Below are 25,836 nucleotides of genomic sequence, written 5' to 3'. Positions count from 1 at the left end.
ACACTACTCTACGACGGAGGACAGAACGATGGCCGAACTGACGTTAGACGGAGTCACGAAGTGGTTCGACGACGACGGGGACCGCATCGTGGCGGTCGACGACGCCAACGTCGAAATCGAGGACGGCGAGTTCCTCGTGCTGGTCGGGCCGTCCGGCTGTGGCAAGTCGACCACTCTGCGCATGATAGCGGGGCTCGAAACCGTCTCGCAGGGTGACATCCGACTCGGCAACCACGACATCACCGACGAACCGCCGACTGCGCGGGACATCGCGATGGTGTTCCAGTCCTACGCGCTCTACCCCCACATGACCGTGCGGGAGAACATGAGTTTCGGACTGGAGGAGTCGACCGAGATGCCCGACGACGAAATCGCCACGCAGGTCGAGCAGACCGCCGAGATGATGGGCATCGCCGACCTGCTCGACCGCAAGCCCGGCGAACTCTCGGGGGGTCAGCAACAGCGGGTGGCGCTCGGCCGGGCAATCGTCCGAGACCCCGAGGTGTTCCTGATGGACGAACCGCTCTCGAACCTCGACGCGAAGCTCCGCTCGCAGATGCGGACGGAGCTTCAGCGCTTGCAGGAGGACCTCGGCGTGACGACGGTGTACGTCACCCACGACCAGACCGAGGCGATGACGATGGGCGACCGCATCGCCATCCTGAACGACGGCGAACTCCAGCAGGTCGGCACGCCGCTGGAGTGCTACCACGAACCGGCGAACGTCTTCGTTGCCGGGTTCATCGGCGAACCCTCGATGAACTTCTTCGACGTGGAACTGCAGGGCGGGAGCCTCGTGGCCGACGAGTTCGAGTATCCGCTCTCCGACGACGTGCTGACCGACGTGGAAGGCCACGAGCGACTCGTCCTCGGCATCCGTCCCGAGGACATCGAACTCGCGGCCGAGGGCGACGGTCGCCACGAGTTCCGGACGTCCGTGGACGTGGTCGAACCGATGGGCGACGAGAACAACGTCTACCTCACGTTCGCGGACGCCGCCGCGGCGTCCTCCGACGAGGACGTCGAGACGTTCGTCGCCACCGTCTCGGGGATGCGGAACGTCGAGAGCGGCCAAGAGGTCGTCGCTCACATCCCCGAGGAGGCGATTCACGTCTTCGACCGCGACACGGGAGAGTCGCTTCACAACCGAGAACTGAATCGAACGGAAGTCGCACAGCCCAACTTCTGACCTCGGTTCGCTTTTTTCCGGTCCGTGCGAGACTCGGGTAGCCGTCCCGCGTCTCGGCGATGTGTCGCGGCGCTCGCTCGTCGCTCGCTGACTTTCGTCGTCTCTGACCCAGATAGGGTTAGTATATTCTTGGAGTACATTTATGCTACATCCACGAAACCTAATTAAACTCTTCCGATATTATATAAAATATTAAGTGGTCGACGTTCAATCGTCGGACTGGAATGTCAGACCATAGCAGACGGACGTTTCTCAAAGCGGCTGGCGGAGCGGTCGGCAGTGCCGCGCTGTTGACGGGTGCGGCGAGCGCCGACGGTGGCGCGAGCGGACCGGACCGCCGATTCCTCGTGGACCTGCGCGAGGTGTCGCGTAGCGAGGTTCCGGACGAAGTCGAAATCATCCACGACATCTCCGAAATCGACGTGCTGGCGGCGCGCGGCGACCCCGGCGCGGTGCCCGGTTCGGCCTCGACGGTCGCGGACCTCGCGGTCTACCAGCACGACGCGACGCCCGAAGGCGGTCCCGTCAAGGAGCACTCGGCGAAGGGCCCCGGAAGCAAGGGTCCGGCGTGGGACAGTGGCGCTCCCACCAACACGGAACTCCAGTGGGACAAACGCGCCCAACGCGTCGGCGACCTGACCGAGAACCCCGGCGACGGCCGGACGGTCCAAGACACGACGACCGGCGAGGGGACCCGCGTCGCGGTCATCGACAGCGGAGTCTACGACCACCCGGACCTCGAAGGCGTCGTCAACGAGGAACTGTCGGAGAACTTCACCACCGACCCGTACGACTTCCGACCGAACGGCGCGGGCGACCACGGCACCCACGTCGCGGGCATCGTCGCGGGGACGAACGCCGCCGGGGACGGCATTCTCGGCACTGCGCCCGACACCGAAGTCCTCTCCCATCGGGTCTTCTCCGGCGTGAGTGGCGCGAGCGGCGACGTCATCGCGGCGCTCGTGGACGCGGCGAGTAAGGGCTGTGACGCCGCGAACATCAGTCTCGGCTATCCGGTCCCGTACGTCTACCCCGAGAAGTACCCGTTCCTGCTCGACGTGAAGGAACTGTACCGGCGCGCCGCAAACTTCGCCCGCGAGCAGGACATGGTCATCGTCAACTCCGCGGGCAACGACGCGCTCGACATGGACCGCAAGGGCGTCCTCAGCCTCCCGACCGAAGTCGAGGGAATCTTCGGCGTCGCGGCGACCGGTCCCATCGGCTACCTCTGGGACGACGAGAAACCGAGCCGCGAGGACAAGGGGCTGAAGAAGTTGGAGAAATCGACGTCCCAACCCGCGAAGTACACCAACTACGGCGAGGCCGTGGACGTGAGCGCCGGCGGCGGGAACTACGACCTCGACGCCTACGCGGACGGCGTCGAGGGCTGGTACTACGACCTCGTGTTCTCCAGCGTCTACGAGACGAACGAGAACGGCGAGACCGAACCCGGTTACGGCTGGAAAGCCGGAACGAGCATGGCGGCCCCGCAGGTCACGGGCGCAGTCGCGCTCGTGCGCTCGCTCCGCCCGGACGCCAGCGCCGCAGAAGTCGAGAATCTGATTCGAGAGACCGCCCGCGACGCGCCCGGCGGCGAGGCGTACCACGGCGCGGGCCACCTCGACCTCCGCCGACTCGTCGAGCGCGCTCGGTAATCTCCGGTCGCTCTCGTCGCGATTTCTCTTCTCGTGGCGGGCCGCAGTCACCGCTTGTCGCCGATTCGCTCGCGGGTCGGGCCGAACATCTGTACCGTCGGGAGACTCCACCCGTAGTTGACCGCGGCCACCCGCGTTCCGACCGCGACCGTCGCACACGCCACCGCGGCGGTACTCCCCGCCGCGCCGACGGCGACCGCTAGCCAGTAGGCGCTACCGCCCAGCACCGCACAACTCGCGTAGAAGTCGTCGAAGAGGATGAACGGCGACCGGTCCAACAGGATGTCCGCGAACGCGCCGCCGCCGACCGCGTTGATGGTCGCCACCGCGACGACGCCGAACCCCGACAGGCCGGCGTCGGTCGCCACGATGGCGCCCGCCGTGGTGAACGCCGCGAGTCCGACGGCGTCGGCGACGAGCGTAATCGGGTGGTCGTCCGGCGAGTCGAGGACGACGCTCAGACCGACCGCCAGACCCACGCCGAGCAGTCCGAGACTGATTTCGCCCAGCGACCGGAGCGCCAGCGGAACGCGGTTCACGAGAAGGTCGCGCGTTGCCCCGCCGGCGAACGCAGTGACGAGGCCGACGACGGCGATTCCGAACACGTCGAACTCCTCGCGTATCGCCTTGGTCGCGCCGACGAGCGCGAACGCGACCAGTCCGACCGTGTTCATGACGGTAAACGGGTCGGCGAGGAGCGTTCCGACGATGTCCCGAAGCACTGACTCGGGCTACGGCGGTGAGCGCCTTGAGCGCTACGTCTCCGCTGCGGACGACGGCGCCACTCGGTTCGTCCGGCTACTGCTGCTCGGCGTACTCGTCGGGAGTGTAGGTCTTGAGTTCGAGCGCGTGGATGTCCTCGGTCATGTGGTCGCCCAGCGCGTCGTAGACCAGTTCGTGCTGCTGGACCAGCGACTCGCCCTCGAACGCGGGCGAGACGACGGTGGCCGCGAGGTGGTCCTCGTCGTCCACGCCGCGCGGGTGGCTGACGGTCGCCTCGGCGTCTTCGAGATTCGATTCGATGAGTTCCCGCACGTCGTCGGCGTCCATGGAGTCAGATACGGAGTGGGAGGCCAAATGCGTGTGGATACGCCGCCGGCGTCACTCGCTCGCGGGGAGAATCGCGTCCAAGCGCCCGACGGTCTCCGTCTCCGGTTCCTCGCCGTCCTCCAGTCCGCCCTCGACGCGCTCGACCACCGGGGTTCGGTAGTCGGTGTAGACGTTGATGGCGTCGTCGCCGCGTTCGACGGTGAACTCCTCGACGTCCGCGTCGGGCCGCCAGACCCGCGTGACTTCGCCCGTCGCGTCGTCGCCGGTCCCGCGACCGCCCCGCGGGGACCACTCGACGCGGACGCGTTCTTCCTCTCGGAGGTCGTTCGGTTGTAGTTCGTCGGTCACGGTCGCACTTCCCGCTCGCGCTCCCTCAAGACTTCGGCCGCCGCCGGACGTTCCGTCGCGTGGCGGTGCGGGCGCGATAAGAAGACGTACTATACCGTTCAGAGCAATACAGAGATTCCTCTTAACCATACGTACCAACCGAAAAGAACGGAGAAGAGAGCTAAGCGGCAATCGCCCCCGTCGGCACCGATACCGTCGACGCCGAGTCCGTCGAGGTCGGTCCCGGTTAGTCTAGGTCCAGCGTGTAGAGGCGCTTGCGCGCGTCCGAGAACGAGAACCGCGAACTCACGATTCCCTCGTCGTCGAGGCGGTTCAGCGCGTAGCGGACCGTCCGGTCGGGCAGGAGCGATTCCTCGGCGATTTGGCTCTGAGTCAGGGTGTCGTTGTACTCCAGCACCTTGGCGACCAACTTGGCGCTCGGCGGCAGGTCGCGAATTTCCTCGGTGGCGTTCTCCCCCGTGAGTCGACTCTCCTTCGTTCGTGCAGTCTCTGACGCACTCATGCTAAGGTCTACTTTTGGATACGGCTTAATAATATTTCTCCTTTAGATGTATTACTGTCGGGCATCACACCGGTCCGGCGCGTCCCGCGGGGTCCGGTCGGCGAGCGGTATCGTCGAGTCTCGGTCACCGCCGCAGTCCCGGCGGAGAGAGTCGCTCTCCCCGGCCCGACTCCGAGGCGCGTAGACGTGTACGACACGTGTCACACTCACCCGAAGCCTCTTATGAGGGAGGAACCTAGGGCGTCTTGATGACCGACACTGTGGAAGACGTCGACCTCCCCTACGACGAGGAGAGCGCGTCCCAGCAGGACAAGATCGAGGCCCTCCAAGAGCGGTTGGAGGTCCTGGAATCTCAGAACGAGGAGATGCGAGACAAGCTTCTGGATGCGAACGCCGAGAACAACAAGTACCAGCAGAAGCTCGAACGTCTGACGCACGAGAACAAGAAACTCAAGCAGTCGCCGCTGTTCGTCGCCACCGTACAGGAACTCACCGACGATGGCGTCATTATCAAGCAGCACGGCAACAATCAGGAGGCAGTCACCGAGGTCACCGACGAGATGCGCGAGGACCTCGAACCCGACGACCGCGTCGCGGTCAACAACTCTCTGTCTATCGTGAAGACGCTGGAGAACGAGACCGACGTCCGGGCCCGGGTCATGCAGGTCGAGGAGAGTCCCGGAGTCACCTACGAGGACATCGGCGGTCTCGAAGAGCAGATGAACGAGGTCCGCGAGACGGTCGAGATGCCCCTCGAACACCCCGAGATGTTCGGCGAGGTCGGCATCGAACCGCCGAGCGGCGTCCTGCTCTACGGTCCGCCGGGGACCGGCAAGACGATGCTCGCGAAGGCCGTCGCCAACCAGACCGACGCCACCTTCATCAAGATGGCCGGGTCCGAACTCGTCCACAAGTTCATCGGCGAGGGCGCGAAGTTGGTCCGAGACCTGTTCGAGGTCGCCCGCCAGCACGAACCCGCCGTCCTCTTCATCGACGAGATAGACGCCATCGCGGCCAAGCGCACCGACTCGAAGACCTCGGGCGACGCCGAGGTCCAGCGGACGATGATGCAACTCCTCAGCGAGATGGACGGCTTCGAGGAGCGTGGCGACATCCGCATCATCGCGGCCACGAACCGCTTCGACATGCTCGACCGCGCCATCCTCCGGCCCGGTCGCTTCGACCGCCTCATCGAGGTTCCCAAGCCGAACCTCGAAGGCCGCGAGAAGATCTTCCGCATCCACACCCGCGACATGAACATCGCCGACGACGTGGACTTCGACAAACTCGCGAAGAACGCCGAGGACGCCTCCGGCGCGGACATCAAGGCCATCTGCACCGAGGCCGGGATGTTCGCCATCCGCGACGACCGGACCGAAATCACGATGGAGGACTTCGAGAGCGCCAAGGCGAAAATCGACGCCGAGGACGAGGAAGAGGAAATCTCGAAGACGTTCGCCTGAGGCGACCTCTCGGCTGACGACGCGGTTCCTCGTCGTACTTTTCCTTTCGAGTCTAACGGAGTAGCCGACCGGCCGTCGGGGGCGACGCTCCGGACCGGCGGTCGGTGTTCGTGACTCACTACATCGGAGCGGCGGACGCGGCGAGCGCCGTCACCCGAGGACGAGGAAGGCCGCGTAGGGAAGGAGGAACAGCACGACGAACATCGCCAGCAGAATCGCGCCGTAACCGGCGAGCGTTCCGAACGCGGTCAACCACGAGGGGTGGTCGAAGTCGGCGGGTAGGTTCATGTTCGACTCGTCGGACCAGCGGGCCTTAACCCTACCTGAAACCCGCGGGAACTCACCGGAGGATGTCGCCGATTCGCCGGGCCTCGCCCGCGAGGTCCGGGTTCTTCTCCACGATTCGCAGCACCTCGTGGTCGGTCACGTCGAAGTAGGACTTGCCGGTCGCCCCCTCGATGAGATCCTTCGAGAGGCGGAACTCGGTCCCCTCGTACACCACGTCCACACCGTCCTCGTCGAACGCGAGCGTCGTCATACCCCCGCGTTTGACCGCGCTATTTAAAAACATCTCCGAATCTCGGCGGGAGACTGTCAGATATCCGTCTGGTGTCTGACTGAAGTTTATTAGGGTCGAATCGGAACTGACCGGTGTGCCGCTTGGTTCGGACCCCTTGGACGAACTCGCAATCCCGGACGGAACGACCGTCGAGGAACACGACCTCGTGACCGACGGCGACGTCATCGTCGGCGGTCAGAGTACGGTCGAGTTCGGCGTCCGAGGCCACAACGTCATCGCCGGCGAACGCGTCCAGTTCGGCGGCCACATCGAGGCCGAGGCCGACTGCCGCCTCGACATGTGGTCGGACGTTCGGGACAACGTGCTGGTCGGCCGCGACGCCTACCTCGGCGAACGCGTCCACGTCGGCGGTCGCCTGATGGTCAGTGGCGACCTCGACATCGGCGACGACGTGGACATCGAGAAGGGGTTCGAGGCGAACGGGTGGATAGTCATCCGGAACCCGATGCCGACCATCGTCTTCGTCTTCGTCTACCTCCAGCAACTGCTCCGCATCGGCGAGGAGGAGGCCGCCGAGGAGGTCATGTCCGAACTGCTCGAAAACGAGGAGGTCGAGGCCGAACCCGTCGTCGTCCCGCGGAACGGCCACGTCTCCGACGACTCGTGGCGGGTCTCGACACCCGCGACCATCGGCGACGACTGCCGACTCCACGGCAACATCCGCGCCGAGTCCATCGACGTGGGCCAGCGCAACGACGTGTTCGGAAGCCTGCGCGCCCGCGGCGACATCTCGGTCGGCGAGAGCACGGTCATCCACGGCGACGTGACGACGCGGAACGGGACCGTCGAACTCGCCGACGACGTGGAGATTCGCGGGGACGTCTCCTGCGAGGACCTCCACTTCCACGAGGGCGCAATCGTGGACGGAACGATGCGCGCGAGCGGCGAGATGTCGATGGTGAAGGCCGGAACTCACGAACACATCGCCGCGGACGGCGACGGCGGCCGCAAGCGCTTCCACGGCGACGACGCCGAGAGCGCGGTCGGCGGCCGTCCCGGTCGCGCGCCGAACGAGACGTCCAGTAGCACGGCGAGCGTCGGCGCTGACCACGCCGACGCGGAAGGCGCAGAAGACGCGGAAGACGCGGAAGATGCGGGAGACGCGGAGTCGGCGGACGAAGGCGACGGAGCGCCGGCCGGGACCGCCGCCGAAGGCGATTCCGAAGTCGAAGCCGAATCTCGGGCCGAGTCCGAAGACGCAAGCGAGACCGAAGTCGAACCGGAAGACGAGGCCGAAGTCGAGCCGGGTCAGACCGACGCTGAATCCGCCGAGACCGACGACGAGGAGACTTTCGAGTTCGCCGCCGAGACCGAAGACCCCGACGACGAGACGCCGACCGAGGACTGATTCTCCGCCGCTCGACTCGACGCTAACCTAACCGCGTAGCGACTTCGCCGGACGACTCGGAGTCGTTCGACTGATTCGGGAGACGCGACTCGGAACCGCTCGACCGCCTCACTCGTCGTGGGCGAGTCGTACGCCGCCGTTCCGAACCTGAGACGCCTCCTTCGGGGTTAATGTAATAAACATTGACGATGATATACGGACGACGTATGGGAGAGAGACTCAATCTTGTCAGGTGGTGTCGATGCACTCGGTAGTGCTCACGAAGGGCGTCCCCGACTTCAGGGAGGGACAGGTGTCGTTCGACGAGGACGGCCACCTCGAACGCGGTGCGACCCCCACGGTGATGAACCCGAACGACGAGTTCGCGCTGGAGGCCGCGCTCCAGACGAAGGTCAAGCGCGGCGGCACGGTGAGCGTGATGAGCATGGGGCCGCCGGGCTACGAGAGCGTGCTGGAGGAGGCGATGGGCGTCTACGCCGACGACCTCTACCTGCTCTCGGACCGCGAGATGGCCGCGGCCGACACGTGGTCGACCTCCATCACGCTCTCGGCGGGCATCGAGAAGATAGACGAGGAACCGGACCTCGTCTTCGCGGGGTTCAAGACCGCGGACGGCGAGACCGGCCAGACCGGTCCCCAGACGAGTTGGTGTCTCGACCGGCCCATCGTGACCCACGTCGTCTCCATGGAGATAGACGAGGAGGCGGGCCGACTCCGGGCGAAGCGACTCGTGGAGGGCGACGTGGACGAGATAGAGACGGTCGAGGCTCCCCTGCCCGCGTTCGTCGTGACCGACCCCGAGTTCGAACCCTCGTACCGCCGGGCCGAACACCGACTCCGGCACAAGCAGTTGAGGGCCGAGACCGAGGAACGCGTCGAGAACTACGAGGACCACCTCACGACGTGGAGCGCCGAGGAACTCGACCTCGACCCCGACTTCATCGGTCTCGACGGGTCGCCGACCATCGTCTCGGGCGTGGACCCGATTCCGAAGGCGCCCTCCGAGCGCGAGGCGACGATGGTGACGCCCGACGACGAGGAGGGGATGGAGCAGGTCCTCGAAACGATGCGGCCCCTCGCGGGAGGTGACTGAGCGTGGCCGACGAGAACGACGACGTGGACCTCGACCCGAGCGAGTACACGGTGGACGAACTGGAGGAGAAACTCGCGGCGGCCGACGACCCCGCGGAACTCGACGCGACGCTCGCGGCCGAGCAGGAGGGCAAGGACCGGAAGACCGCCAGAGAGGCCATCCAGCGCCGAATCGACGAGTTGCAGGAGGAGACCGAAGGCGGGGAGGCGGCGGCCGACACCGACCACGAGGAGGAGTACGCCGACACGGAGGGAACCGAGACCCTCGACGAAGCGGCCGGAGACGCCGACCAGGGCGCGGCCGCCCCCGACGAAGCGGGCGAGGCGGAGGACGAGAGCACCCCCGACTACGGAGTCGAGAACCGGACCCGCGACAAGAAGCACGTCCGAGCGCTCAAGGGCGGCGACTACCGCGACATGTGGGTCTACTGCGAGACGCAGGGCGGCGAACTGCTCGACGTGTCCAAGGAGATGCTGGGCAAGGCCCGCGACCTGATGGACACCTACAACGAGGAGTACGAGACCGAACGCGTCGTCGGCGTCCTCGTCGGCGACGAGACGATTTCGGACCTCACCGACGAAGTGGTGGCTTACGGCGCCGACGTGGCGATTTACCACGAGGACGACCGCCTCCGGCGGTTCCGCCACAAGCCCTACACCGAAATCGTCGCCGACATGGCGAGGGGCGGCGCCGACCCCCCGAACTGGGAGACCGGCGACCCCGGCACCGAACCCACCGCCGAGTGGCGCGAATACGACAAGCCGCGGTACTTCCTCTTCCCGGCGACCAACAACGGCCGGGACCTCTCAGCGCAGGTGCAGGGCGAACTCGACTCCGGGTTGGCCAGCGACTGCTCGGGGCTGACCATCGAGGAGGAACTCGTCTCCAATCCGGTCAAGACCGGCGAACCCGGCGAGAAGGTGGAGTTCGAGCGCGTCCTCCACATGAAGCGACCCGACTTCTCGGGGTTCGAGTACTCCACGATTCTCTGTCTCGACAACCCCGGCCGGGAGTTCCACCCGCAGGGCTGTTCGGTGATTCCGGGGAGCTTCGACCCCATCGACCCCGATTACGACCGAGAGGGCGAGGTAATCGAACACGACCTCGACCTGCCGGACGACTGGTTCCGGGTGGACGTGACGGAGTTCGACCGCCTCGACGAGGGCGTGGACCTGACGGGCCACGAGGTCGTCGTCGCGCTCGGCCGGGGCATCGGCGACGACCCGACGAGGGGCATCGAACTGGGCTTGGACCTCGTGGACGCCTTCGACGACGCCGCGCTCGGACTCTCCCGGGGCGTCGTCACGGCGTCCTACGACGTGGACGGCCACGTCGCCGACTACGTGGCCGAGGAGCGCCAGATAGGCGAGACCGGTCAGGAGGTCGAACCGACCCTGTACATCGCCGCAGGCATCTCCGGGGCGGTCCAGCACAAGGTCGGGATGGACGAGTCCGACACCATCGTCGCGGTCAACACCGACCCCGACGCCCGCATCCGGGACTTCAGCGACTACTTCGTGGAAGGCGACCTGTTTGAGGTGCTCCCCCGCCTCGTCGATTCCGTCGAGGCGGGCGAACTGCGGACGAAAGCGGAAGCGGAGGCCAGCGATGACTGACGAACGTGAACATTACGAGGCGGTCGTGGTCGGGGCCGGACCCGCCGGGGCCGCGGCGGCGGCGGTACTGGCGCGAAACGACGTGGAGACCCTCGTCCTCGAACGCGGGGTCGAAGCCGGGTCGAAGAACGTGACGGGCGGACTCGTCTACGCCGAGGAGTCGGCACCGTACACGATAGACGGACTGTTCCCCGACTTCCGCGAGGCGGCGACCGAGCGCCCCGTCACCGACTACTACCTCCACAACGTGGCGGGAGAGAAGGTCGAGACCTTCGACATCACGGACCTCCACGAACACGACACCGAGTGGTCCGACGCCGTGCTCCGGCGGAAGATGGACTCGTGGCTCGCCGACCGCGTCCACGAGATGGCCAGCGAGACTGGCGGCGGTCTGCTGACCGACGTGCGAGTGAACGGCCTGCTCCGCGAGGACGGCGAGATTGCCGGCGTCACCTGCGACGAACTCGACCCGATTCGGGCCGACCTCGTGGTGGCCGCGGACGGCGTCAACTCCGAGTTGGCCCGCGACGCGGGCCTGATGGACTGGGAGGACCCCGACGAGTGGTTCCAAGGCGTCAAGGCCGTCGTGGACGTGCCCCCGGAAATCATCGCCGAGCGATTCGGCGTGAGCGACGACGAGGGCGAGGCCCACCTGTTCTCGGGCGACCTGTTCGAGGGCGTGCGCGGCGGCGGGTTCGTCTACACCAACGAGGACTCGCTGTCCATCGGGTCGGTGTTCCACCTCGACAGCATCGTGGAACGGGAGGCCGAACCCCACCAGTTGCTCGACAACCTGCTGACTCATCCGCTGCTCGCGGATTGGCTGGAGGACCACTACGACGAAGTCGAGTACAGCGCGAAACTGGTGCCCGACTCGAAGAAGGCCGCCAACCCCTCGCCCCACGAGGGCCGCCTGCTCGCGGTGGGCGACGCCGCGGGCCAGATGCAGGCGCAGGGTCCCATCATCAAGGGGATGAACCACGCCGTCTCGGCCGGGGCGCTCGCGGGCGAGGCGTTCGCCGAGGCCAAGTTGCGCGGCAAGCCCGAGAAGGCGGGCGACCTCTACGAGCGAAAGCTCCGCGACGAGGGCGTCATGGGCAAACTCCGGCCGACGGGGTATCGGGTCGCCAGCGCGCTCGGCGAGCGCGACGCGGTGGCGAACGCGACCGACTCGCTGCTGACCTCGTCTGTCGGTCGCCTCGGCGTGCGCCTGCTGGGCGACCGCCTCGAAGACATCTACTCGTCGCCCTACCTCTCGCAAATCGTTCCCGACACCCGGACGCCGTACGTCACCCTGCCGACCGTCATCGCCGAGGAGTTGGGCGAGCGAGTCACCGGCGAGGCCGACTTCGAACCGAAGGACCTCGCCGCGCGCATCGGCGACCTGACCTACGACACCGACGTGGGCAACCCCCACATCAGGTTGCGGGACAACTCGATGGAGGCCAGCGGCGCGGCCGTCACCGCCTGTCCGGTCAGCGCGGAGGACTTCGGCGGTGGCTGTTACCGCGAGGAGACGGTCGAGACCAACGGGAGCGAGGAGAAGCGCGTCAGCCTCGACACCCAACCCTGCGTCGAGTGCGGGACCTGCGCGGTGGTCGCAGACACCGAGTGGGAACACCCCCGCGGCGGCAAGGGCGTCGAGTTCAGGGAGGGATAACCGGATGACAGCGCCCGCTCGTGGGCTCCGACCATGAGCGACTACCGCGACCGAATCGAGGCGCTGGCAGAGCGCGCCCGCGAGGAGCGGCGGAGTTTCTCCCCGCCCGCGGACCTGCCGGCCGAGGAGCGGGCCCTGCGCTACCTCAGGGACGGCGTCGGCGAGGTAGTCGCGGTGTACGTCGAGGCCCGGACCGGCGAGTACGCACCGCTCGACGCCGCCGAGATGGCCGGACTGGAGCGGGCCGCCAACGACTGGCTGGAACTGTACGCCCGGTGTCACGGTCGAGAAATCGACGCCGAGTTCACGGTCCGAGAGGTTGCCGAGACCGTAATCGAGACCCGCGACGTGGTCGAGACCGCGCGACTCCTGACCGGCGTCCCCGACTGCGACCGGAGCGCGCCGTGGCGTGCGGGCGCGAGAAACAGTTAAGTGAGCGCGGAGTGTGTTACCATTAACCATGAAGTTTTCAGAAACGCTCGAATTCGGACACGAGGACCGCAAGCGCATCTACGAGTACGTCGAGAGTCGCGGCGAGGTGGACGTCGAGGAGGCCCGAGACGTACTGGGCGTCGACCCCGGCGGGTTCCGACACCACGTCGCCATCCTCAAGCGCGACGGCTATCTGGAGGAGCGGGAGGGGAAACTCCAAGCGTCGTTCGAGGAGGGCGCGGCCGAGGAGTACGAGGCCGGCGGCGTCGAGTTCACCATCCGACCCGCGCGCCAGGAGGACCTCTCGGGAATCGTCGGCGCGATTCGGCGGGTCGCCGAGCAGGGGCGATACATCGTCGCCGAGAGCGTGGCCGACGAAATCGACCACGACGAGGCCCTGCTCCGGCACAACGAGATAGAGTCTCGGATGTTCTTCGTCGCAACGGTGGGCGGTGGCGAGGCGCGAGGCGCCTCGGGAGACTCGACCGGGGTTCGTCCGGGCGACGACGTGGTCGGGTGGGTCCACCTCTACGCGCCGGAACTCGACAAGTTGGCCCACACCGCGGAACTGACCGTCGGCGTGCTGGAGGACTACCAGAATCACGGTATCGGGAGCCACCTGCTCGAACGCGGACTGGAGTGGGCCGCCTCGAACGGCTACGAGAAGGTCTACCAGAGCGCACCCTCGACGAACGAGACCGCAATCGAGTTCCTGAGCGACCACGGATGGGAGACCGAGGCGGTCCGCGAGGACCACTACAAGATAGACGGCGAGTACGTGGACGAAGTGATGATGGCGGTGGAGTTGTAGGCGAGTCCGTCGGCTTACGTCGCGCTTCGGGTCGAAAAAGCGGGCGTCGCGCTGCTCCCGGAGCGACGGACCTACTGGCTCTGCTGTTGGTGGACCGGGAACGCGACTTCGACGGTGGTCTTGTACTCCTGAATCTGGCCGTTCTCCACGTCGGCGGTCCAGTCCTCGACCTCGACGCCGTGGATATCGTCGATGGTCTCGCTCGCTTGGTCGACCGCCTCTTGGGCGGCGTGCTCCCATCCCTCCTCCGACGTGCCGAGAACTTTGATTATTTTCACTGCCGTCATGGCACCGACGCTACGACGCGATTCGAGTAGCGTCTTGTGGCCGCGCGCAGGACCGCCGCTACAGCATGATATAGAGACGTTATAGACAGGTGTATAATCATCTGAGAAACATATACGATTCCCAAGTTGGCCGGAGATGGTGACTCCGGTCGACCGCCAGTACCGCGCGACTCGCGTGGAAGCGGAACCGCCGTCGGGTCCGAACCGCCGACCCGCTACAGTTCGAGGCCCCGAATCGCGACCGCGTCGCCCTCGCGCACCGCGCCGATGATCCGTCCGTCGGTCTCGTCGGCCAGCGCCTCGGCGTCGCTCTCGGGAAGCGCGACGACGAAGCCGGTTCCCATGTTGAACGTCCGGTGCATCTCCTCGTCGCCGACGTTGCCCTCCTGTTGGACGAACTCGAAGACCGGTTGGGCGTCGAACGGGTCGGTAATCTCGTACCGGAACTCGCCCATCCGCGAGAGGTTCGTCCACCCGCCGCCGGTGACGTGGGCCGCGGCGTGGACCTCCCGGTCGCGGAGGTGGTCGAGCAGGTACGTGTAGAGGCGGGTCGGTTCCAGCAGGACCTCGCCGACGGAGGGAGTCGCGGATTCGCCTCCGTTATCGTCGCCGTCTGCCTCCGTTTCGAGCGGGAACGGGTCGTCGTAGTCGTGGTTCCGGGTCGCGGCCTCCCGCGCGAGCGTCAGGCCGTTCGAGTGGATGCCGCTGGAGGGGAACCCGACCAGCGCGTCGCCGACCTCGGCCTCGCCGGGGAAGACGGCGTCCTTCGGCGCGAGACCGACGCACGCGCCGGCGAGGTCGAGTCCTTTGATGACTTCGGGCATCACCGCCGTCTCGCCGCCGACCAGCGCGATGCCGGCCTCCTCCGCGCCCGCCGCGAGGCCGTCTCCGACCTGCTTCGAGAACTGCTCGCTGGGTTCGTCCACCGCGAGGTAGTCTACGAAGGCCACGGGTTCGACCCCCGACGCCACGAGGTCGTTGGCGTTCATGGCGATACAGTCGACCCCCACCGTCGAGTAGTCGCCCAGCGCCTCCGCGACCAGCAGTTTCGTGCCCACGCCGTCGGTCGCCAGCGCGAGGTAGCGGTCGCCGATGTCGAGCAGACCCGCGTACTCGCTCTCGTCGATGTCGCCGACCGCGCCGACCAGCGCGGCGGTGGCGGCCTCGCTGGCCTCGATGTCCACCCCTGCGTCCGCGTAGGTGAGTTCCTCCTCTTCGGTCATGGTGGAACCGGCGCGTCCCGCGAGTAAAGTTCCACCGTTTGCGAGCGCGACGGCGCGTCCCGACGCCCCGTCGCCGCCTCGCCGGCCGGAAACTGTCATTCGTTATCACGATGAAGGCTAAATATATGCGTCTTCGTCGGCTATCGTTCTGCAATGAGTCACCGTGTCGAGAGCGACGACCGACTAGAATCCCCGAACGTCGAGAGCGGAGTGGACGCGCTCCGCCGGAGACCGGAGTTTCGCGGCCCGGTCGACCCGCCGGACGACCCCATTCACGGGGAGGGTGAGGCAAACGACCACTTGGCGTCGATTTACGCCGACCGCGACGAGCAGTTCGGGGCGGCCATTCCGTTCCTGTGCCAAGGGCTCGAACGCGGCGAGAAGTGCGTATACATCGCCGACGAGAACACCAGAGCGGAGGTTTTGGGCGCGATTCGGTCCCACGGCGTCGACGCGGACGCCGCGCTCGAATCGGGGGCGCTCTCGGTCCTCACTCCGGCCGAGACCTACCGCAGTACCGGCGAATTCGACATAGATGCGATGGTGGGGTTCTGGGAGGACACCCTCGCGCGAGCGACCGACGATGGGGAGTTCTCGGGCGTCCGGGCGACCGCCGAGATGACGTGGGCGCTCGACGGTCGGACGGACGACGACCTGCTGGTCGAGTACGAGGCGATTCTCAACTCCGTGTTCGCGGACGAAGACTACACCGTTCTCTGCCAGTACAACCGCGAGCGGTTCCCGGACGAGGTCCTCCGCGATATCATCCGGACTCACCCCCACGTCGTGTCGGACGGCGCGGTCCACCACAACGGCTTCTACAGGCCGCCCGAGGAGTACTTCGGACCCGACGACCCGGCCCGCGACGTCGAGCGGATGATGAGCGCGATGCGCGAGCGAACCGAGATGAAGACGACGCTGGAGGAGCGCCACCGCGGCCTGCGTCGCCAGAACGAGATTACGGCCGACGCCGACCGGACGTTCGACCAGAAGTTGCAGGCGCTCTTCGAACTCGGTTGCGAGCGGTTCGACCTCGAACTCGGGGCGATGGCCTGCGTCGACCCCGAGACCGACGGGTTCGTCGTCGAGTACACGAGCGACGACCACGACCACTTCGAACCCGGAACCGAACTCCCGCTGTCGGAGACCTACTGCGCCACGGTCACGGAGACGGGAGGCCCCGCGAGCGTCACGGACCCGCTCGCGGACGGGTACGAGGACACCACCGTCCACCGGGAGTTCGGGATACGGACGTACCTCGGCACCTACGTCCCGGTCGACGGCGACTTCGACCGGACGTTCTTCTTCGTGTCCTCGGACCCTCGCGGCGAGGCGTTCTCGGAGGCCGAACGGACGTTCCACCGGCTTCTGGGGCGGTGGGTGAAGTACGAACTCGAACGCCAGCAGCGCGAGCGACACCAGCGGACGCTGTACGAAATCGCGGCCGACGCCGACCGGACGTTCGACCAGAAGTTGCAGGCGCTCTTCGAACTCGGCTGCGAGCGGTTCGACCTCGAACTCGGCGGGATGGCCCGCATCGACCCGGGGACGGACTTCTTCGAGGTGGAGGCCGTCAGCGGCGACCACGAACATCTGGTACCGGGCGCGCAGGTGTCGCTCTCGGAGACGTACTGTCGGGTGCTGACCGACACCGCGGACGTGACCGGCATCACCGACCCGTTGGACGCCGACTTCGGGGCCACCGAGGCCTACGACGAGTTCGGCGTCCGGACGTACCTCGGAACTCGCATCGAGTTGACCGACGACCTCGACAGGTCGCTGTTCTTCGTCTCTTCGGAACCGCGCGACGAGGGATTCTCGGAGGCCGAGCGGACCTTCCAGCACCTGATGGGCCAGTGGGTGAAGTACGAACTCGAAACCGACCGACGCGAGTCCCAACTCCAGAGCAAGAACGACCGACTCGAATCGTTCGCCAGCATGCTCGCCCACGAACTCCGCAACCCCGTCACCATCGGCGAAATCTACAGCCAGCAGCTTCCGGACGAGTCCGACTCCGAGGCGGTCGAGTACGTGACGGAGGCGTTCGACCGCATCGAGGACATGATAGACGTGATGCTGGTGCTGACCAAGGGCCGCGAGGCGGTCGACGAGTGTACGACGGTACCCCTCTCGACGGTCGCGCACGAGGCGTGGGAGGAGGTGGAGGCGCCCGACGCGACGCTAGCGGTGACCGTCGACCGCGCGATTCAGGCCGACGCGACGTACGTCCGCCACCTGTTCCGCAACCTGTTCGAGAACGCGGTGAAACACGGCGGCGACGACGTAACCGTCGCGGTCGGCGACGCGCCGACGGGGTTCTACGTCGCCGACGACGGGGCGGGCATCCCCGTCGAGGAGCGCGAACAGGTCTTCGAGGCGGGGTTCACGACCGCGTCCGACAACGGCGGGACCGGACTCGGCCTCGCGTTCGTCGAGGAACTCGCCGAGGTGTACGACTGGACGGTGACGATAACCGAGAGCGAGGACGGCGGCGCGCGCTTCGACTTCCGGAACGTAGTCGCCGACTCGTAACACCGGTTTCGGGTCCGACTCGCCCCCGAAATCGACTTCATCACTGCTCCTATCAGCCCGCGCCCACAGGACTCTTGGCGAAACGCGTTGGGCGTACACTCGTGAATCAGCCACTCAGCGAAGACGACGAGGGCAAGCGAGTCGTCGGTCCCGACGGGGAGGAAATCGGCACCGTCGAGAAGGTAGACGCGGGCGTCGCCCACGTCGACCCAAAGTCGTCGGTGTCCGAGGCGGTCAAGGAGCGACTCGACTGGGGCGACCAAGGCGACTACACGTTTCAGGAGACCCACGTCGAGTCGGTGACTGCCGACGAAATCGTGCTGGGTGAGGACGGCCAGAAGCGAGAGGCCGGCGAGCGCTGACCCCGACTCAGAGGAACGAGAAGCCGAACAGCGCCCACGCCGCCAGCGCGAAGCAGGGGAGGCCGAACCCGACGAACGCCGGGACGCTCCACTTCTTGACCGTGTTGCCGTCGAGGGGGCCGAACGGAATCATGTTGAAGCCAGCGAGCAGGAAGTTGATGCGAACGCCGAGCGCCGCGACGCTCCCGAGCGCACCGCCGAGCAGGAGTTCTAGCGGGAAGAACACCATTCCGAGCGCGACGTTGGTCAGCGGCCCGGCGAGCGCGATGAGACCGTTCTCCCGGAGCGTCGCCCGGCCCTGATGGTACACCGCGCCCGGCGCGGCGAAGAGGAACCCGGCCAGCGCGCCGGCGACGGCCAGAAACAGCATGCCGTAGTCGGCGCGGAACTCGGCGACCTGTCCGTACCGAATCGCCGTGACCTTGTGAGCCATCTCGTGGAGCAGGAAGCCCAGTCCCGCGGTCACGAGACTCGCCGGGAGCAGGCCGACGAGGACGCCGGGGCGGTAGAGAATCGCCCGCCCGCCGCCGCCGAAGAACACCGCGAAGGCGACGGTGAGGGCCGCCCACGCGACCGAGATGTCGAGCAGTTCGCGCTTGCCGAACCGGACGTTGCCCACCCTCATGTCAGTGCCTGCACGATGATATCTGCGCTGTTGCGCGCGCCCTCTATCATCCAGTCGGTTATCTGGGCGACGCCACCGACTTCGGACCCCAGCAGCGGCAGGACGACGAACGGGAACGCGAAACTCGCTATCATGCTCCCGACGTTGGTCATCGCCACGATGGCGATGAGTCGGAACAGCGGCACGTCGAGCATCCGGCCCAGAATGTCGCGGAGCGGACTCTCCTCGTCGGAGAGGATGTCGTTGAGTTTGGCGATGTCGCCGACGTTGACCGAGGTGTACTTGAGTTCGACGTAGCCCGCGAACCACCCCGGCGCGAGCAGCGGGTTGACGCTGGTCAGCCACGCCACCGCGCCGCCGACGCCCGCGGAGGTCCAGCGCGCGCCCGCCAGTTTCGCCAGTCCGAACGCGAAGATGCCGTTAAAGAGGAACCACGCCCCGAACACCTTCAGCAGGAACGTGTCGCGCACGCCGGCCATGAACAGCAGGAAGAAGAACGCGAGGAAGCCGACCGTCATCAGGTAGCCGAACAACTTGAACAGCGAGAACCGACTCCCCGACTCGGTGCCTACCAACTCTTCCATCGGAGGCAGGCGCTCGGGGTGGTCGAGATACTCCTCGATGCCGGCGCGGTGGCCCGCGCCGACGACCGCCAGCACGTCGTGGCCCGCCTTCCGCAGGGCGACGAGTCGGTGGGCGATGAAGGCGTCGCGCTCGTCGATGAGTGCTTCGGCCCCGCCGGGCGAGAACTGGCGGAACTCCTCCATCATCGCCGTCACCACGTCGCCGTCGGTCAGGTCCGCGACGTCGAACTCCTCGTCCTCCTCGGGTTCGCCGATGCCGACCATCGCCAGACAGAGTTCCCAGACCATCCGCAACTTCTCGAAGACGCTCATGCGCGCCCAGAACCGCTGGATGGTCATCTGGATGTCGCGGTCCACCAGCGCCACCTCGCTCCCGACGGCCTCGGCGGCCTCGATGGCCGCCTGCATGTCCGCGCCGGGTTCGATGTCGAAGCGGTCGCCCATCTGGGCCTGCACGTACGACAGCATCCAGTAGGCGATGAACTGGAAGACCGTGTTCCCTTCGAGCAGGTCCGAGGGTTCGAGGTCTTGGGCCACCTCGCCTTTCATCTGGCGATACCGGCCCTCGTCGAGTTCGACCGCGACCACGTCGGGTCGCTCCTCGTCGATGGTCTCGCGGACCTCCTCGACGCTGTCCGCGGAGACGTGGGCGGTCCCGAGGACGCGGACGCTGCCCTCTCCGTCTCCCGCGCCCAACTCGGCTGAATCGCTCATCGTTCGCCTTACACGCTATCCCTTTTTACCGTTGTCGGTGACGAGAGAAATACCAGCGTGCCGAGAGTTCCGCGTCGGGAGCGTTCGGTTGCTGGCGCCTCTCCGCGGAGAATTGGGCCGTTACGCGAGGAAACGACAGCGATAACCGGTCCGTTTCGCGGTGACTCTGGCCGGAAGACGGCGACGGCAAGCCAAAATCCGGAAGGCGAAAACTGGATTGCCTCCGAGCGAGACGTTTCGAGCGATGACGGACACAGCGACGCTGATGGACTCCTACACCGAGATGACCGAACTCCTGTTGCCCAACGACACCAACAACCTCGGCCGGGCGCTCGGGGGCGCGGTCCTCCACTGGATGGACATCTGCGGCGCCATCGCCGCGATGCGGTTCTCGAACTACCAGTGCGTCACGGCGTCGATGGACCACGTCGATTTCATCTCGCCCATCGACCTCGGCGAAGTCGCCGTCGTGGAGGCGTTCGTCTTCGACACGGGGCGGACCAGCATCGACGTGAAGGTGGACGTTCGCGCCGAGGACCCCCGGAAGGGCGAGGAGCGCGAGACGACCACCTCTTTCTTCACGTTCGTGGCGCTGGACGACGACGGCACGCCGACCGAGGTGCCGGACCTCGACTGCCCGACCGAGAACCAGCGGGCGCTCCGGGACGCCGCGCGCGACCAGCGCCGCGAGCAGTTGGCCGCGGTCGCTGAGAAAATCGGGAAGGACAGCGACGGCTGAACCGCCGGATTCCGCTTCGGGCGTTCGTTACGCCTCGGTCGTTCGCTCCGTTTCGGTCGCGCGTTACGCTTCGGTCGTCGTCTCGCCCGGTGCCGTGGTCGTCTCCTCGGCCTGTTCTGGCTGTCGGGCCCGGTCGGTGCGCTGGGTCTCGCTCGCGTTCGTCTCGCCGCCGGCGTCCACCTCGACGAAGAGCTGGAGCGGCGCGTCGGCGGGCGCGTCCTCGGGCGAGGCGTACCCGGCCGCGAAGGCGGTGTAGGCCGTGCCGCCGAGGAGGCTCTCGTTGAACGTCGCGACCACGGTGCCGTTGTTGTCCTCGGCGGCCGCCCGGACCTCGAACGTGTAGACGCCCGACGGGAGGGTCGCGTACTCCGTCGCGTTGCCGAACGTCAGGTTGTCGGCGACGACCTCTCCGGACTGTCGGAGTGTCACGTCGATCGGCCCGGCGTCCGGCGAGAAGTGCGCGAGTCTGACGACGGACTCGTTCTCGCTCGGGACGGCGGGGTCGGTCCGGAGCGCGATGGGTTCGAAGCCCTGCGTCGCGTTCTCCGAGACTTCGCCCGCGGCGGTGATGGTGTAACTCTCGTTGGCCCGGAGCGAGAGTTGTCCCTCGAAGACGACGCTCTCGTTGTCGGCGGTGACGATAGTGACCTGATGTTCGCCGGATTCGAGTTCCGTGAACTCGGTCACGTCACCGTATTCGAGGTTCTGAAAGACGGTCTGATTGTCCACCTGCACGTCCACCGCGGGTGCGTCGGGCGACATGTGCGCGATTCGGACCGTCGCGGATTCGCCCTCGGCGTCTTGGGTCGTCGAGACCACGGACCCGACGCCGAGACTGGCGACGAGGACCACCGCGAGGCCGACCGCTACGGTACGCGTCAGTGTCGAGGTATCTGCTGTCATACGTCGGTGCTGTTTCCGGGAGGCACGGAGATAAAGCGCAACGACCGTGTCGGCGAGTAATCCGCGATAGGTGTCTTCGAAGCCGAGGTTTTCGTATTCAGGCCGACAGAGAGCCGTGCGAAACGTGGCTTACGCCGGGCCGTTCCTCCGAATCGGTCGCCCGGGTGCTGGTCGTCTCCGTAGTCGTCTCGTTACCCGTCGGTTCCGTCACCGTTACGACCCGGCGGACCACCGACCGTGACATCGGTTCCCGCACGGAGAAAGCCGCTCCTAACTCGGCCGCTCGCGGGTCGGAGCGGCAACGTCCGACCGGATCGCCGAGAGCCTTCGACCCCGGCACTCGGCGGGAAGGAACGCTTATCGGAGTCGCGGGCGTAGGGCCGCGGCATGGGACTCGACGTAGCGGTTCCGGACCCGCCAGAACTGGCGGACGCGCGGGACCTACAGGAGTACGACGACGTGGAGGTGCAGGGCGACACCGACTACCGCCGCGAGGAGTTAGAGGAGTTCCTGCACGACGGCGCGTGGGACGAGGCGTTCGGCGAGTGGGCCGAACACACAGACCTCGAAGTGTCCGAGTTCGAGATTTCCCGCGAACTCGGCCTGTTCCGAGAGTACGACTTCTTCTGGGACGACTTCGCCGACCGAGTGGGATACCACGCGCCGGGCATCCCCGAGGACTGGAAGGAGCGCGACTACCACCCCGACCTCGACTCGTGGAACACCGTCTCGGGCATCAACGCCGCGATGACCGAACTCGGACAGGTCGTCTGCGACACGCTGGAGACCGACTACATCGAGTGGGAGGCCGACTACGACGCCCCCGAGGACCTGCCCGACTTCGAGACCTGACCGCGACTCCGGTTCTTTTCCGCTCTCAGACGCGCTCCGGCGCGGCGAGACTGACCGCCCGCGCGCTCGCGGCGTCCGCCGAGACGACGAACTGCCACCCCGCCTCGCCCGTCGCCCGGAGGTCCGACACCGCGATGGTCGCGTCCGGAAGCCACCGGAGCAGTTCGACAGCGAACGGGAGCGTCGGCACTCCGTCGTCCGCGCTGTCGAAGGCGTACTCCTCGACCGTGACCGTCCACGAGCGACCGGCGGCGCTCCCGTCGGCGTTCGCGGTTCGCTCGCGCTCCCCGTGCCGGACGACCGCGTAATCGCCGACCAGCGAGAGGCCGTCGAAGCGCGCCAGCGTAGCGTCCACGGGGTCGGCGCGGTCCGCCGGCGCGTCGGGTCCGGAGCGCTCGCCGAGGCGGTCCGCGGCGGCCCGGAGGACCTCGCCCTGCCGGTCGGGGGCGAGTCGGTCGTCGAGTTCGCTCGCCGCCGTCGAGAGCAGGACCAGACAGAGTTCGTCGGGGGTCGTCACCGACTCGGCGGAGTGGAGGTACGCCTCCAACACCGCCCGTTCGACCGCGGTCTCGCCGAGTTCCGAGAGCGCCTCGAACACCGCGGCGGCCACGTCGTGACAGAAGTCGGAGGCGGAGAGCGCGTCGAGGGACTCCTCGACGACCGGCGCGGGGTCCACCGGTCCGTCCGGCCCCGGTTCCTCCGACACCACGAGGTCGTAATGCGGGAGTCTCGGGTCGTAACGCCGGAGTTCCGCCCGGTACTCGGCCGCGAGTTCGGCGGCCGCCGCCGCGGTCTCGCGCCCGGCGAATCGCTTGCCGGCGACCGGAACCGGCCGCTCGCCGGTCCGGGCGCAACTCACGTAGTAGCGACCGTCGTCGTCGTGGCGGTCCGCGATGCGCTCTCGCAGGTCCCGCAGTGTTCCGCCGACCATTTTAGGCCAGCCTAAAATTTCGCAGAGGAAGTAAATTCCGGTTCGCTCCGGTCACCCGTCGGGTATCTCGCGCGTCCTCGGGTAGTCGCCCGGAACGCCGAATCCGGCGTCTCTCAGGGCCTCGCTCGCGGAACCGAGTTCGCGGACCCACTCGCGGCCGCGCGCTGTCCGGGCGCTCGCGGCGTACCGAATCGGCGACCCTACGACGGTTCTATCGGCCAGTTGGACGGTCGCGCTCGCGTACTCGTCGGCCAGGGCGGGGTCCGAGAAGTCGATGCGGTCCGGGAGGTCGAACGACGGCAAGTCGTGTTCGACCGCCATGTTCCGGTAGGCGAACGCGGCGTCGATGCCGCCCGCTTCGAGCGTCCGGAGCAGGCCGGTCTCGGGGAAGACCGCGCTCCTATTGAGGACCGCCTCGGCGTCGACGCCCTCGGCGAGTTCGAGCGCCATCGCGGTCCGGTAGCCCAACGGGTCGCGCTCGGGGTCGGTCCGGCCGAGCGAGACCCCGGAATCGCCGACGAGCGCGCGCCAGTCGTCGTACTTCGCGGCGATTTCCTCGCGGACGGCCACGACCAGCGCGTTCGTGGCGAAGCAGGTCGCGCGCTCGGTCAGTCCCGCCAACAGGCCGGGGTCGGCCAGCGCCACCGCGTCCGGGTCCCGAACACCGTCCTCTAGCAGGCGGCGACAGGCCACGCTCCCGTGGGCCTCGACGGTCGCGTCGCCGACCTCGCCGGCGATTCGCTGCAGGCTTCCGGCCACCAGCACGTTCGCGCTCCGGGCGGGAGCGTTCGACTCGTCGGAGCGAGCGTCACCTGCACCGCTCGCGTCGCCTACGTCACCGCTGTCCGCGTCACCGCTATCCGCGTCCGACAGCGCCACGCGTGCGCCCATACTCGTCACGCTCCCGAACGCGAGCAGGCCTGCGCCGCGACGGAGGACCTCGCGTCGATTCGACACGAGGGTAACGATTACCCACTACGAAAAAACAGTTGCGTAACCTATTCCGGTTACCCGAACGCCAGAATTCGCCGCTCGGGGACGGTCGCAACTCGCTGAACGCTCCCGCGGATTCAAGAGGAGGAACGTCGAGTGGGAGGTATGACATCCGGGGAACCCATCGCGGTCGTACACTTCACGGGGCGAATCGCAGGAGGCGAGGAGGCGGGCGAGACGTTCGACACGACGGACGCGGCGGTGGCGACGGAGTCGGGCATCTACCGCGGTCACCGCGACTACGAACCGCTGGAGTTCCGGGTCGGCGCGGGGGAAGTCGTGGCGGGGTTGGACGACGCGGTCCGGGGAATGGCGGTCGGCGAGGAACGGACCGTCGAGGTCGAACCAGAACGCGCGTTCGGGGAACGCGACGACTCGAAGGTGGTTGAGTTGCCGCGCGCCGACCTCGAAGCCAGAAGCGACGTGAGCACGCGAGCGGGCGAACTCGTCCGGTCGGAGTCCGGCGAGACCGGGTGGATAACCGGGGTGGGCGACGGGACTGTCACGGTGGACTTCAACCACGAACTCGCCGGCCTCCCCGTCGAGTTCGACGTGACGCTGTTAGACCGGCGCGACAACTGACCGTCGGCTCCGCCGGAAGAAAGCGGCGACGACCGACCGCTCAGGAGGTCGTCGTGGTCTCGGCGCTCCGGGCGTACTGTCCGACGTACCGCGAACGCGCGATGGCGTTCCCCATCACGGCGTCGACGACCTGCTGGTACTCCGCGCCGGGTGCGAGGTCGAGCGGCGCTTCGAGCGCGTAGAGGCTGAACAGGTAGGTGTGTTGCGGGTCACCCACGGGCGGACAGGGCCCGATGTAGCCCAATTCTCCGGTGCCGTTCGCGCCCTGCACCGCGCCGCCGAGGTCCCCGAGCGTCTCGCCGGGCGGAAGGTTCTCCGGGAGTTCTCGCGCGTCGGCCGGAACGTTCCAGACTAGCCAGTGGACGAACGGCGGGTTCGGCGCGTCCGGGTCGTCCATCACCAGCGCGAACGCCTCGGTCCCCTCCGGCGAGTTCGAGACGGAGAACGGCGGCGAGACGTTCTCGCCCTCGCAGGTGTACCGGGTCGGAATCGTCTCGCCGTTCTCCCACGCGTCGGTCGTGAGCGCGAACTCGCCACCGCCTCCGGCGGTCGTCTCCTCCCCCTCTGCGGTCGTCTCTCGTCGCTCGGTCGTCGTCTCCTGTCCGTCTGTCGTGGTCTCTCGCCCGTCGCGGTTCCCGCTCGCTGCCATCGCTCCGGTCCCCCCAATCGTCGCGGCCACTGCGGCCGAGCGCAGAAGCGTGCGTCTGCGCATGGCCGGTGGTTCGTCGTCGTCCGCAAAGCAGTTTGCGGTAGTGTCCCACG

Annotated in this window: 28 protein-coding genes; 14 read left to right on the top strand and 14 right to left on the bottom strand. The window is 67.0% G+C overall.

Translation table 11 applies throughout. The features are described from left to right. Positions 1–28: 28 nt before the first annotated feature. On the top strand, positions 29–1,189 hold the full coding sequence (locus M0R89_RS16310) for an ABC transporter ATP-binding protein (protein WP_248650137.1): 1,161 nt from the start codon (positions 29–31) through the stop codon (positions 1,187–1,189). A gap of 224 nt (positions 1,190–1,413) precedes the next feature. Beyond that, positions 1,414–2,844: a S8 family peptidase gene (locus tag M0R89_RS16305; protein WP_248650136.1), complete on the top strand. Its 1,431-nt coding sequence runs from the start codon at positions 1,414–1,416 to the stop codon at positions 2,842–2,844. A gap of 47 nt (positions 2,845–2,891) precedes the next feature. On the opposite strand, the gene M0R89_RS16300 is transcribed toward M0R89_RS16305, so the two are convergent. From M0R89_RS16300 to M0R89_RS16285, 4 genes are all read right to left on the bottom strand, one after another. Continuing rightward, positions 2,892–3,518 (bottom strand): trimeric intracellular cation channel family protein, encoded by a 627-nt coding sequence (locus M0R89_RS16300; protein ID WP_248652287.1) that lies wholly within the window; start codon positions 3,516–3,518, stop codon positions 2,892–2,894. Positions 3,519–3,642: 124 nt separating this feature from the next. After that, positions 3,643–3,894, bottom strand: a complete 252-nt coding sequence (locus tag M0R89_RS16295; RefSeq protein ID WP_248650135.1) for a BolA family protein — start codon at positions 3,892–3,894, stop codon at positions 3,643–3,645. A 51-nt stretch (positions 3,895–3,945) separates the two neighbouring features. Next, positions 3,946–4,242 carry a hypothetical protein gene (locus tag M0R89_RS16290; RefSeq protein WP_248650134.1) on the bottom strand — a complete coding sequence of 99 codons (297 nt, stop codon included), beginning with the start codon at positions 4,240–4,242 and terminating at the stop codon, positions 3,946–3,948. A 226-nt stretch (positions 4,243–4,468) separates the two neighbouring features. Further along, positions 4,469–4,744 carry a MarR family transcriptional regulator gene (locus M0R89_RS16285; protein WP_248650133.1) on the bottom strand — a complete coding sequence of 92 codons (276 nt, stop codon included), beginning with the start codon at positions 4,742–4,744 and terminating at the stop codon, positions 4,469–4,471. A 248-nt stretch (positions 4,745–4,992) separates the two neighbouring features. On the opposite strand from M0R89_RS16285, the gene pan1 reads away from it, so the two are divergent. After that, complete coding sequence (gene pan1 / locus M0R89_RS16280) at positions 4,993–6,207, top strand: proteasome-activating nucleotidase Pan1 (RefSeq protein ID WP_248650132.1); 1,215 nt, start codon at positions 4,993–4,995, stop codon at positions 6,205–6,207. Between the two features lie 150 nt (positions 6,208–6,357). Here the strand turns inward: pan1 and M0R89_RS16275 are convergent, their stop codons facing one another. Then, positions 6,358–6,495, bottom strand: a complete 138-nt coding sequence (locus M0R89_RS16275; protein ID WP_248650131.1) for a hypothetical protein — start codon at positions 6,493–6,495, stop codon at positions 6,358–6,360. 52 nt (positions 6,496–6,547) lie between these two features. Beyond that, positions 6,548–6,745, bottom strand: coding sequence for a DUF5800 family protein (locus M0R89_RS16270; RefSeq protein WP_248650130.1), 198 nt, complete (start codon positions 6,743–6,745; stop codon positions 6,548–6,550). A gap of 115 nt (positions 6,746–6,860) precedes the next feature. Between M0R89_RS16270 and M0R89_RS16265 the strand changes: the two genes are divergently transcribed. The 6 genes from M0R89_RS16265 to M0R89_RS16240 all read left to right on the top strand — a co-directional run bounded on the left by M0R89_RS16265 (position 6,861) and on the right by M0R89_RS16240 (position 13,747). Then, positions 6,861–8,135: a polymer-forming cytoskeletal protein gene (locus M0R89_RS16265; protein ID WP_248650129.1), complete on the top strand. Its 1,275-nt coding sequence runs from the start codon at positions 6,861–6,863 to the stop codon at positions 8,133–8,135. 241 nt (positions 8,136–8,376) lie between these two features. Next, positions 8,377–9,228, top strand: a complete 852-nt coding sequence (locus M0R89_RS16260) for an electron transfer flavoprotein subunit beta/FixA family protein (RefSeq protein ID WP_248650128.1) — start codon at positions 8,377–8,379, stop codon at positions 9,226–9,228. 23 nt (positions 9,229–9,251) lie between these two features. Then, a complete protein-coding gene (locus tag M0R89_RS16255) occupies positions 9,252–10,844 on the top strand; it encodes an electron transfer flavoprotein subunit alpha/FixB family protein (protein WP_368408881.1) in 1,593 nt (530 codons plus the stop codon). Then, positions 10,837–12,504: an FAD-dependent monooxygenase gene (locus M0R89_RS16250; RefSeq protein ID WP_248650126.1), complete on the top strand. Its 1,668-nt coding sequence runs from the start codon at positions 10,837–10,839 to the stop codon at positions 12,502–12,504. Before M0R89_RS16255 ends, M0R89_RS16250 begins: the two co-directional genes overlap by 8 nt. A 33-nt stretch (positions 12,505–12,537) precedes the next feature. Beyond that, entirely contained in the window at positions 12,538–12,936 is a 399-nt protein-coding gene (locus M0R89_RS16245) for a DUF8055 family protein (protein ID WP_248650125.1), read from the top strand. 28 nt (positions 12,937–12,964) lie between these two features. Next, entirely contained in the window at positions 12,965–13,747 is a 783-nt protein-coding gene (locus tag M0R89_RS16240; protein WP_248650124.1) for a GNAT family N-acetyltransferase, read from the top strand. Positions 13,748–13,818: 71 nt separating this feature from the next. On the opposite strand, the gene M0R89_RS16235 is transcribed toward M0R89_RS16240, so the two are convergent. Together M0R89_RS16235 and purM are read right to left on the bottom strand one after the other, a co-directional pair. Then, entirely contained in the window at positions 13,819–14,034 is a 216-nt protein-coding gene (locus tag M0R89_RS16235; RefSeq protein ID WP_248650123.1) for a dodecin family protein, read from the bottom strand. A gap of 215 nt (positions 14,035–14,249) precedes the next feature. Further along, the gene (gene purM / locus M0R89_RS16230) at positions 14,250–15,257 is read right to left on the bottom strand and encodes a phosphoribosylformylglycinamidine cyclo-ligase (RefSeq protein WP_248650122.1); all 1,008 of its coding nucleotides are present in this window, start codon (positions 15,255–15,257) and stop codon (positions 14,250–14,252) included. Positions 15,258–15,410: 153 nt separating this feature from the next. On the opposite strand from purM, the gene M0R89_RS16225 reads away from it, so the two are divergent. Then, positions 15,411–17,789: an MEDS domain-containing protein gene (locus M0R89_RS16225; RefSeq protein ID WP_248650121.1), complete on the top strand. Its 2,379-nt coding sequence runs from the start codon at positions 15,411–15,413 to the stop codon at positions 17,787–17,789. A 101-nt stretch (positions 17,790–17,890) separates the two neighbouring features. After that, positions 17,891–18,151, top strand: a complete 261-nt coding sequence (locus M0R89_RS16220) for a DUF8593 domain-containing protein (RefSeq protein ID WP_248650120.1) — start codon at positions 17,891–17,893, stop codon at positions 18,149–18,151. Positions 18,152–18,158: 7 nt separating this feature from the next. Here M0R89_RS16220 and M0R89_RS16215 read toward each other — a convergent pair whose 3' ends face one another. Then, positions 18,159–18,776: a zinc metalloprotease gene (locus M0R89_RS16215; protein WP_248650119.1), complete on the bottom strand. Its 618-nt coding sequence runs from the start codon at positions 18,774–18,776 to the stop codon at positions 18,159–18,161. After that, complete coding sequence (locus tag M0R89_RS16210; RefSeq protein ID WP_248650118.1) at positions 18,773–20,074, bottom strand: TraB/GumN family protein; 1,302 nt, start codon at positions 20,072–20,074, stop codon at positions 18,773–18,775. Before M0R89_RS16210 ends, M0R89_RS16215 begins: the two co-directional genes overlap by 4 nt. A 244-nt stretch (positions 20,075–20,318) precedes the next feature. Between M0R89_RS16210 and M0R89_RS16205 the strand changes: the two genes are divergently transcribed. Further along, entirely contained in the window at positions 20,319–20,813 is a 495-nt protein-coding gene (locus M0R89_RS16205) for an acyl-CoA thioesterase (RefSeq protein ID WP_248650117.1), read from the top strand. A 63-nt stretch (positions 20,814–20,876) separates the two neighbouring features. Here the strand turns inward: M0R89_RS16205 and M0R89_RS16200 are convergent, their stop codons facing one another. Beyond that, complete coding sequence (locus M0R89_RS16200) at positions 20,877–21,716, bottom strand: DUF4397 domain-containing protein (RefSeq protein ID WP_248650116.1); 840 nt, start codon at positions 21,714–21,716, stop codon at positions 20,877–20,879. Between the two features lie 387 nt (positions 21,717–22,103). Here M0R89_RS16200 and M0R89_RS16195 point away from each other — a divergent pair, with 387 nt between their 5' ends. After that, positions 22,104–22,568 (top strand): DUF7992 family protein, encoded by a 465-nt coding sequence (locus tag M0R89_RS16195; protein ID WP_248650115.1) that lies wholly within the window; start codon positions 22,104–22,106, stop codon positions 22,566–22,568. A 25-nt stretch (positions 22,569–22,593) separates the two neighbouring features. Here M0R89_RS16195 and M0R89_RS16190 read toward each other — a convergent pair whose 3' ends face one another. Continuing rightward, positions 22,594–23,499, bottom strand: a complete 906-nt coding sequence (locus M0R89_RS16190) for a DUF7551 domain-containing protein (RefSeq protein ID WP_248650114.1) — start codon at positions 23,497–23,499, stop codon at positions 22,594–22,596. 51 nt (positions 23,500–23,550) lie between these two features. Then, positions 23,551–24,456, bottom strand: a complete 906-nt coding sequence (locus M0R89_RS16185; protein WP_248650113.1) for a substrate-binding domain-containing protein — start codon at positions 24,454–24,456, stop codon at positions 23,551–23,553. Between the two features lie 141 nt (positions 24,457–24,597). On the opposite strand from M0R89_RS16185, the gene M0R89_RS16180 reads away from it, so the two are divergent. Beyond that, the gene (locus tag M0R89_RS16180) at positions 24,598–25,074 is read left to right on the top strand and encodes an FKBP-type peptidyl-prolyl cis-trans isomerase (RefSeq protein ID WP_248650112.1); all 477 of its coding nucleotides are present in this window, start codon (positions 24,598–24,600) and stop codon (positions 25,072–25,074) included. Positions 25,075–25,114: 40 nt separating this feature from the next. On the opposite strand, the gene M0R89_RS16175 is transcribed toward M0R89_RS16180, so the two are convergent. After that, entirely contained in the window at positions 25,115–25,786 is a 672-nt protein-coding gene (locus M0R89_RS16175; protein WP_248650111.1) for a YbhB/YbcL family Raf kinase inhibitor-like protein, read from the bottom strand. Positions 25,787–25,836: the final 50 nt, after the last annotated feature.

Origin of the sequence: Halorussus limi (assembly GCF_023238205.1) — an archaeon.
Classification (GTDB): Archaea; Halobacteriota; Halobacteria; order Halobacteriales; family Haladaptataceae; genus Halorussus; species Halorussus limi.
The sequence above is the reverse complement of the archived record's forward strand: the minus strand, read 5'-3'. Positions and strand labels throughout refer to the sequence as shown.

What these genes read in the sequence shown, in the direction of transcription:
- M0R89_RS16310 (WP_248650137.1), top strand. Translation starts at nt 29, where the DNA reads ATGGCCGAACTGACGTTAGACGGAGTCACGAAGTGGTTCGACGACGAC.
- M0R89_RS16305 (WP_248650136.1), top strand. Translation starts at nt 1,414, where the DNA reads ATGTCAGACCATAGCAGACGGACGTTTCTCAAAGCGGCTGGCGGAGCG.
- M0R89_RS16300 (WP_248652287.1), bottom strand. Translation starts at nt 3,518, where the DNA reads ATGAACACGGTCGGACTGGTCGCGTTCGCGCTCGTCGGCGCGACCAAG.
- M0R89_RS16295 (WP_248650135.1), bottom strand. Translation starts at nt 3,894, where the DNA reads ATGGACGCCGACGACGTGCGGGAACTCATCGAATCGAATCTCGAAGAC.
- M0R89_RS16285 (WP_248650133.1), bottom strand. Translation starts at nt 4,744, where the DNA reads ATGAGTGCGTCAGAGACTGCACGAACGAAGGAGAGTCGACTCACGGGG.
- pan1 (WP_248650132.1), top strand. Translation starts at nt 4,993, where the DNA reads ATGACCGACACTGTGGAAGACGTCGACCTCCCCTACGACGAGGAGAGC.
- M0R89_RS16275 (WP_248650131.1), bottom strand. Translation starts at nt 6,495, where the DNA reads ATGAACCTACCCGCCGACTTCGACCACCCCTCGTGGTTGACCGCGTTC.
- M0R89_RS16270 (WP_248650130.1), bottom strand. Translation starts at nt 6,745, where the DNA reads ATGACGACGCTCGCGTTCGACGAGGACGGTGTGGACGTGGTGTACGAG.
- M0R89_RS16260 (WP_248650128.1), top strand. Translation starts at nt 8,377, where the DNA reads ATGCACTCGGTAGTGCTCACGAAGGGCGTCCCCGACTTCAGGGAGGGA.
- M0R89_RS16250 (WP_248650126.1), top strand. Translation starts at nt 10,837, where the DNA reads ATGACTGACGAACGTGAACATTACGAGGCGGTCGTGGTCGGGGCCGGA.
- M0R89_RS16245 (WP_248650125.1), top strand. Translation starts at nt 12,538, where the DNA reads ATGAGCGACTACCGCGACCGAATCGAGGCGCTGGCAGAGCGCGCCCGC.
- M0R89_RS16240 (WP_248650124.1), top strand. Translation starts at nt 12,965, where the DNA reads ATGAAGTTTTCAGAAACGCTCGAATTCGGACACGAGGACCGCAAGCGC.
- M0R89_RS16235 (WP_248650123.1), bottom strand. Translation starts at nt 14,034, where the DNA reads ATGACGGCAGTGAAAATAATCAAAGTTCTCGGCACGTCGGAGGAGGGA.
- purM (WP_248650122.1), bottom strand. Translation starts at nt 15,257, where the DNA reads ATGACCGAAGAGGAGGAACTCACCTACGCGGACGCAGGGGTGGACATC.
- M0R89_RS16225 (WP_248650121.1), top strand. Translation starts at nt 15,411, where the DNA reads ATGAGTCACCGTGTCGAGAGCGACGACCGACTAGAATCCCCGAACGTC.
- M0R89_RS16215 (WP_248650119.1), bottom strand. Translation starts at nt 18,776, where the DNA reads ATGAGGGTGGGCAACGTCCGGTTCGGCAAGCGCGAACTGCTCGACATC.
- M0R89_RS16210 (WP_248650118.1), bottom strand. Translation starts at nt 20,074, where the DNA reads ATGAGCGATTCAGCCGAGTTGGGCGCGGGAGACGGAGAGGGCAGCGTC.
- M0R89_RS16205 (WP_248650117.1), top strand. Translation starts at nt 20,319, where the DNA reads ATGACGGACACAGCGACGCTGATGGACTCCTACACCGAGATGACCGAA.
- M0R89_RS16200 (WP_248650116.1), bottom strand. Translation starts at nt 21,716, where the DNA reads ATGACAGCAGATACCTCGACACTGACGCGTACCGTAGCGGTCGGCCTC.
- M0R89_RS16195 (WP_248650115.1), top strand. Translation starts at nt 22,104, where the DNA reads ATGGGACTCGACGTAGCGGTTCCGGACCCGCCAGAACTGGCGGACGCG.
- M0R89_RS16190 (WP_248650114.1), bottom strand. Translation starts at nt 23,499, where the DNA reads ATGGTCGGCGGAACACTGCGGGACCTGCGAGAGCGCATCGCGGACCGC.
- M0R89_RS16180 (WP_248650112.1), top strand. Translation starts at nt 24,598, where the DNA reads ATGACATCCGGGGAACCCATCGCGGTCGTACACTTCACGGGGCGAATC.
- M0R89_RS16175 (WP_248650111.1), bottom strand. Translation starts at nt 25,786, where the DNA reads ATGCGCAGACGCACGCTTCTGCGCTCGGCCGCAGTGGCCGCGACGATT.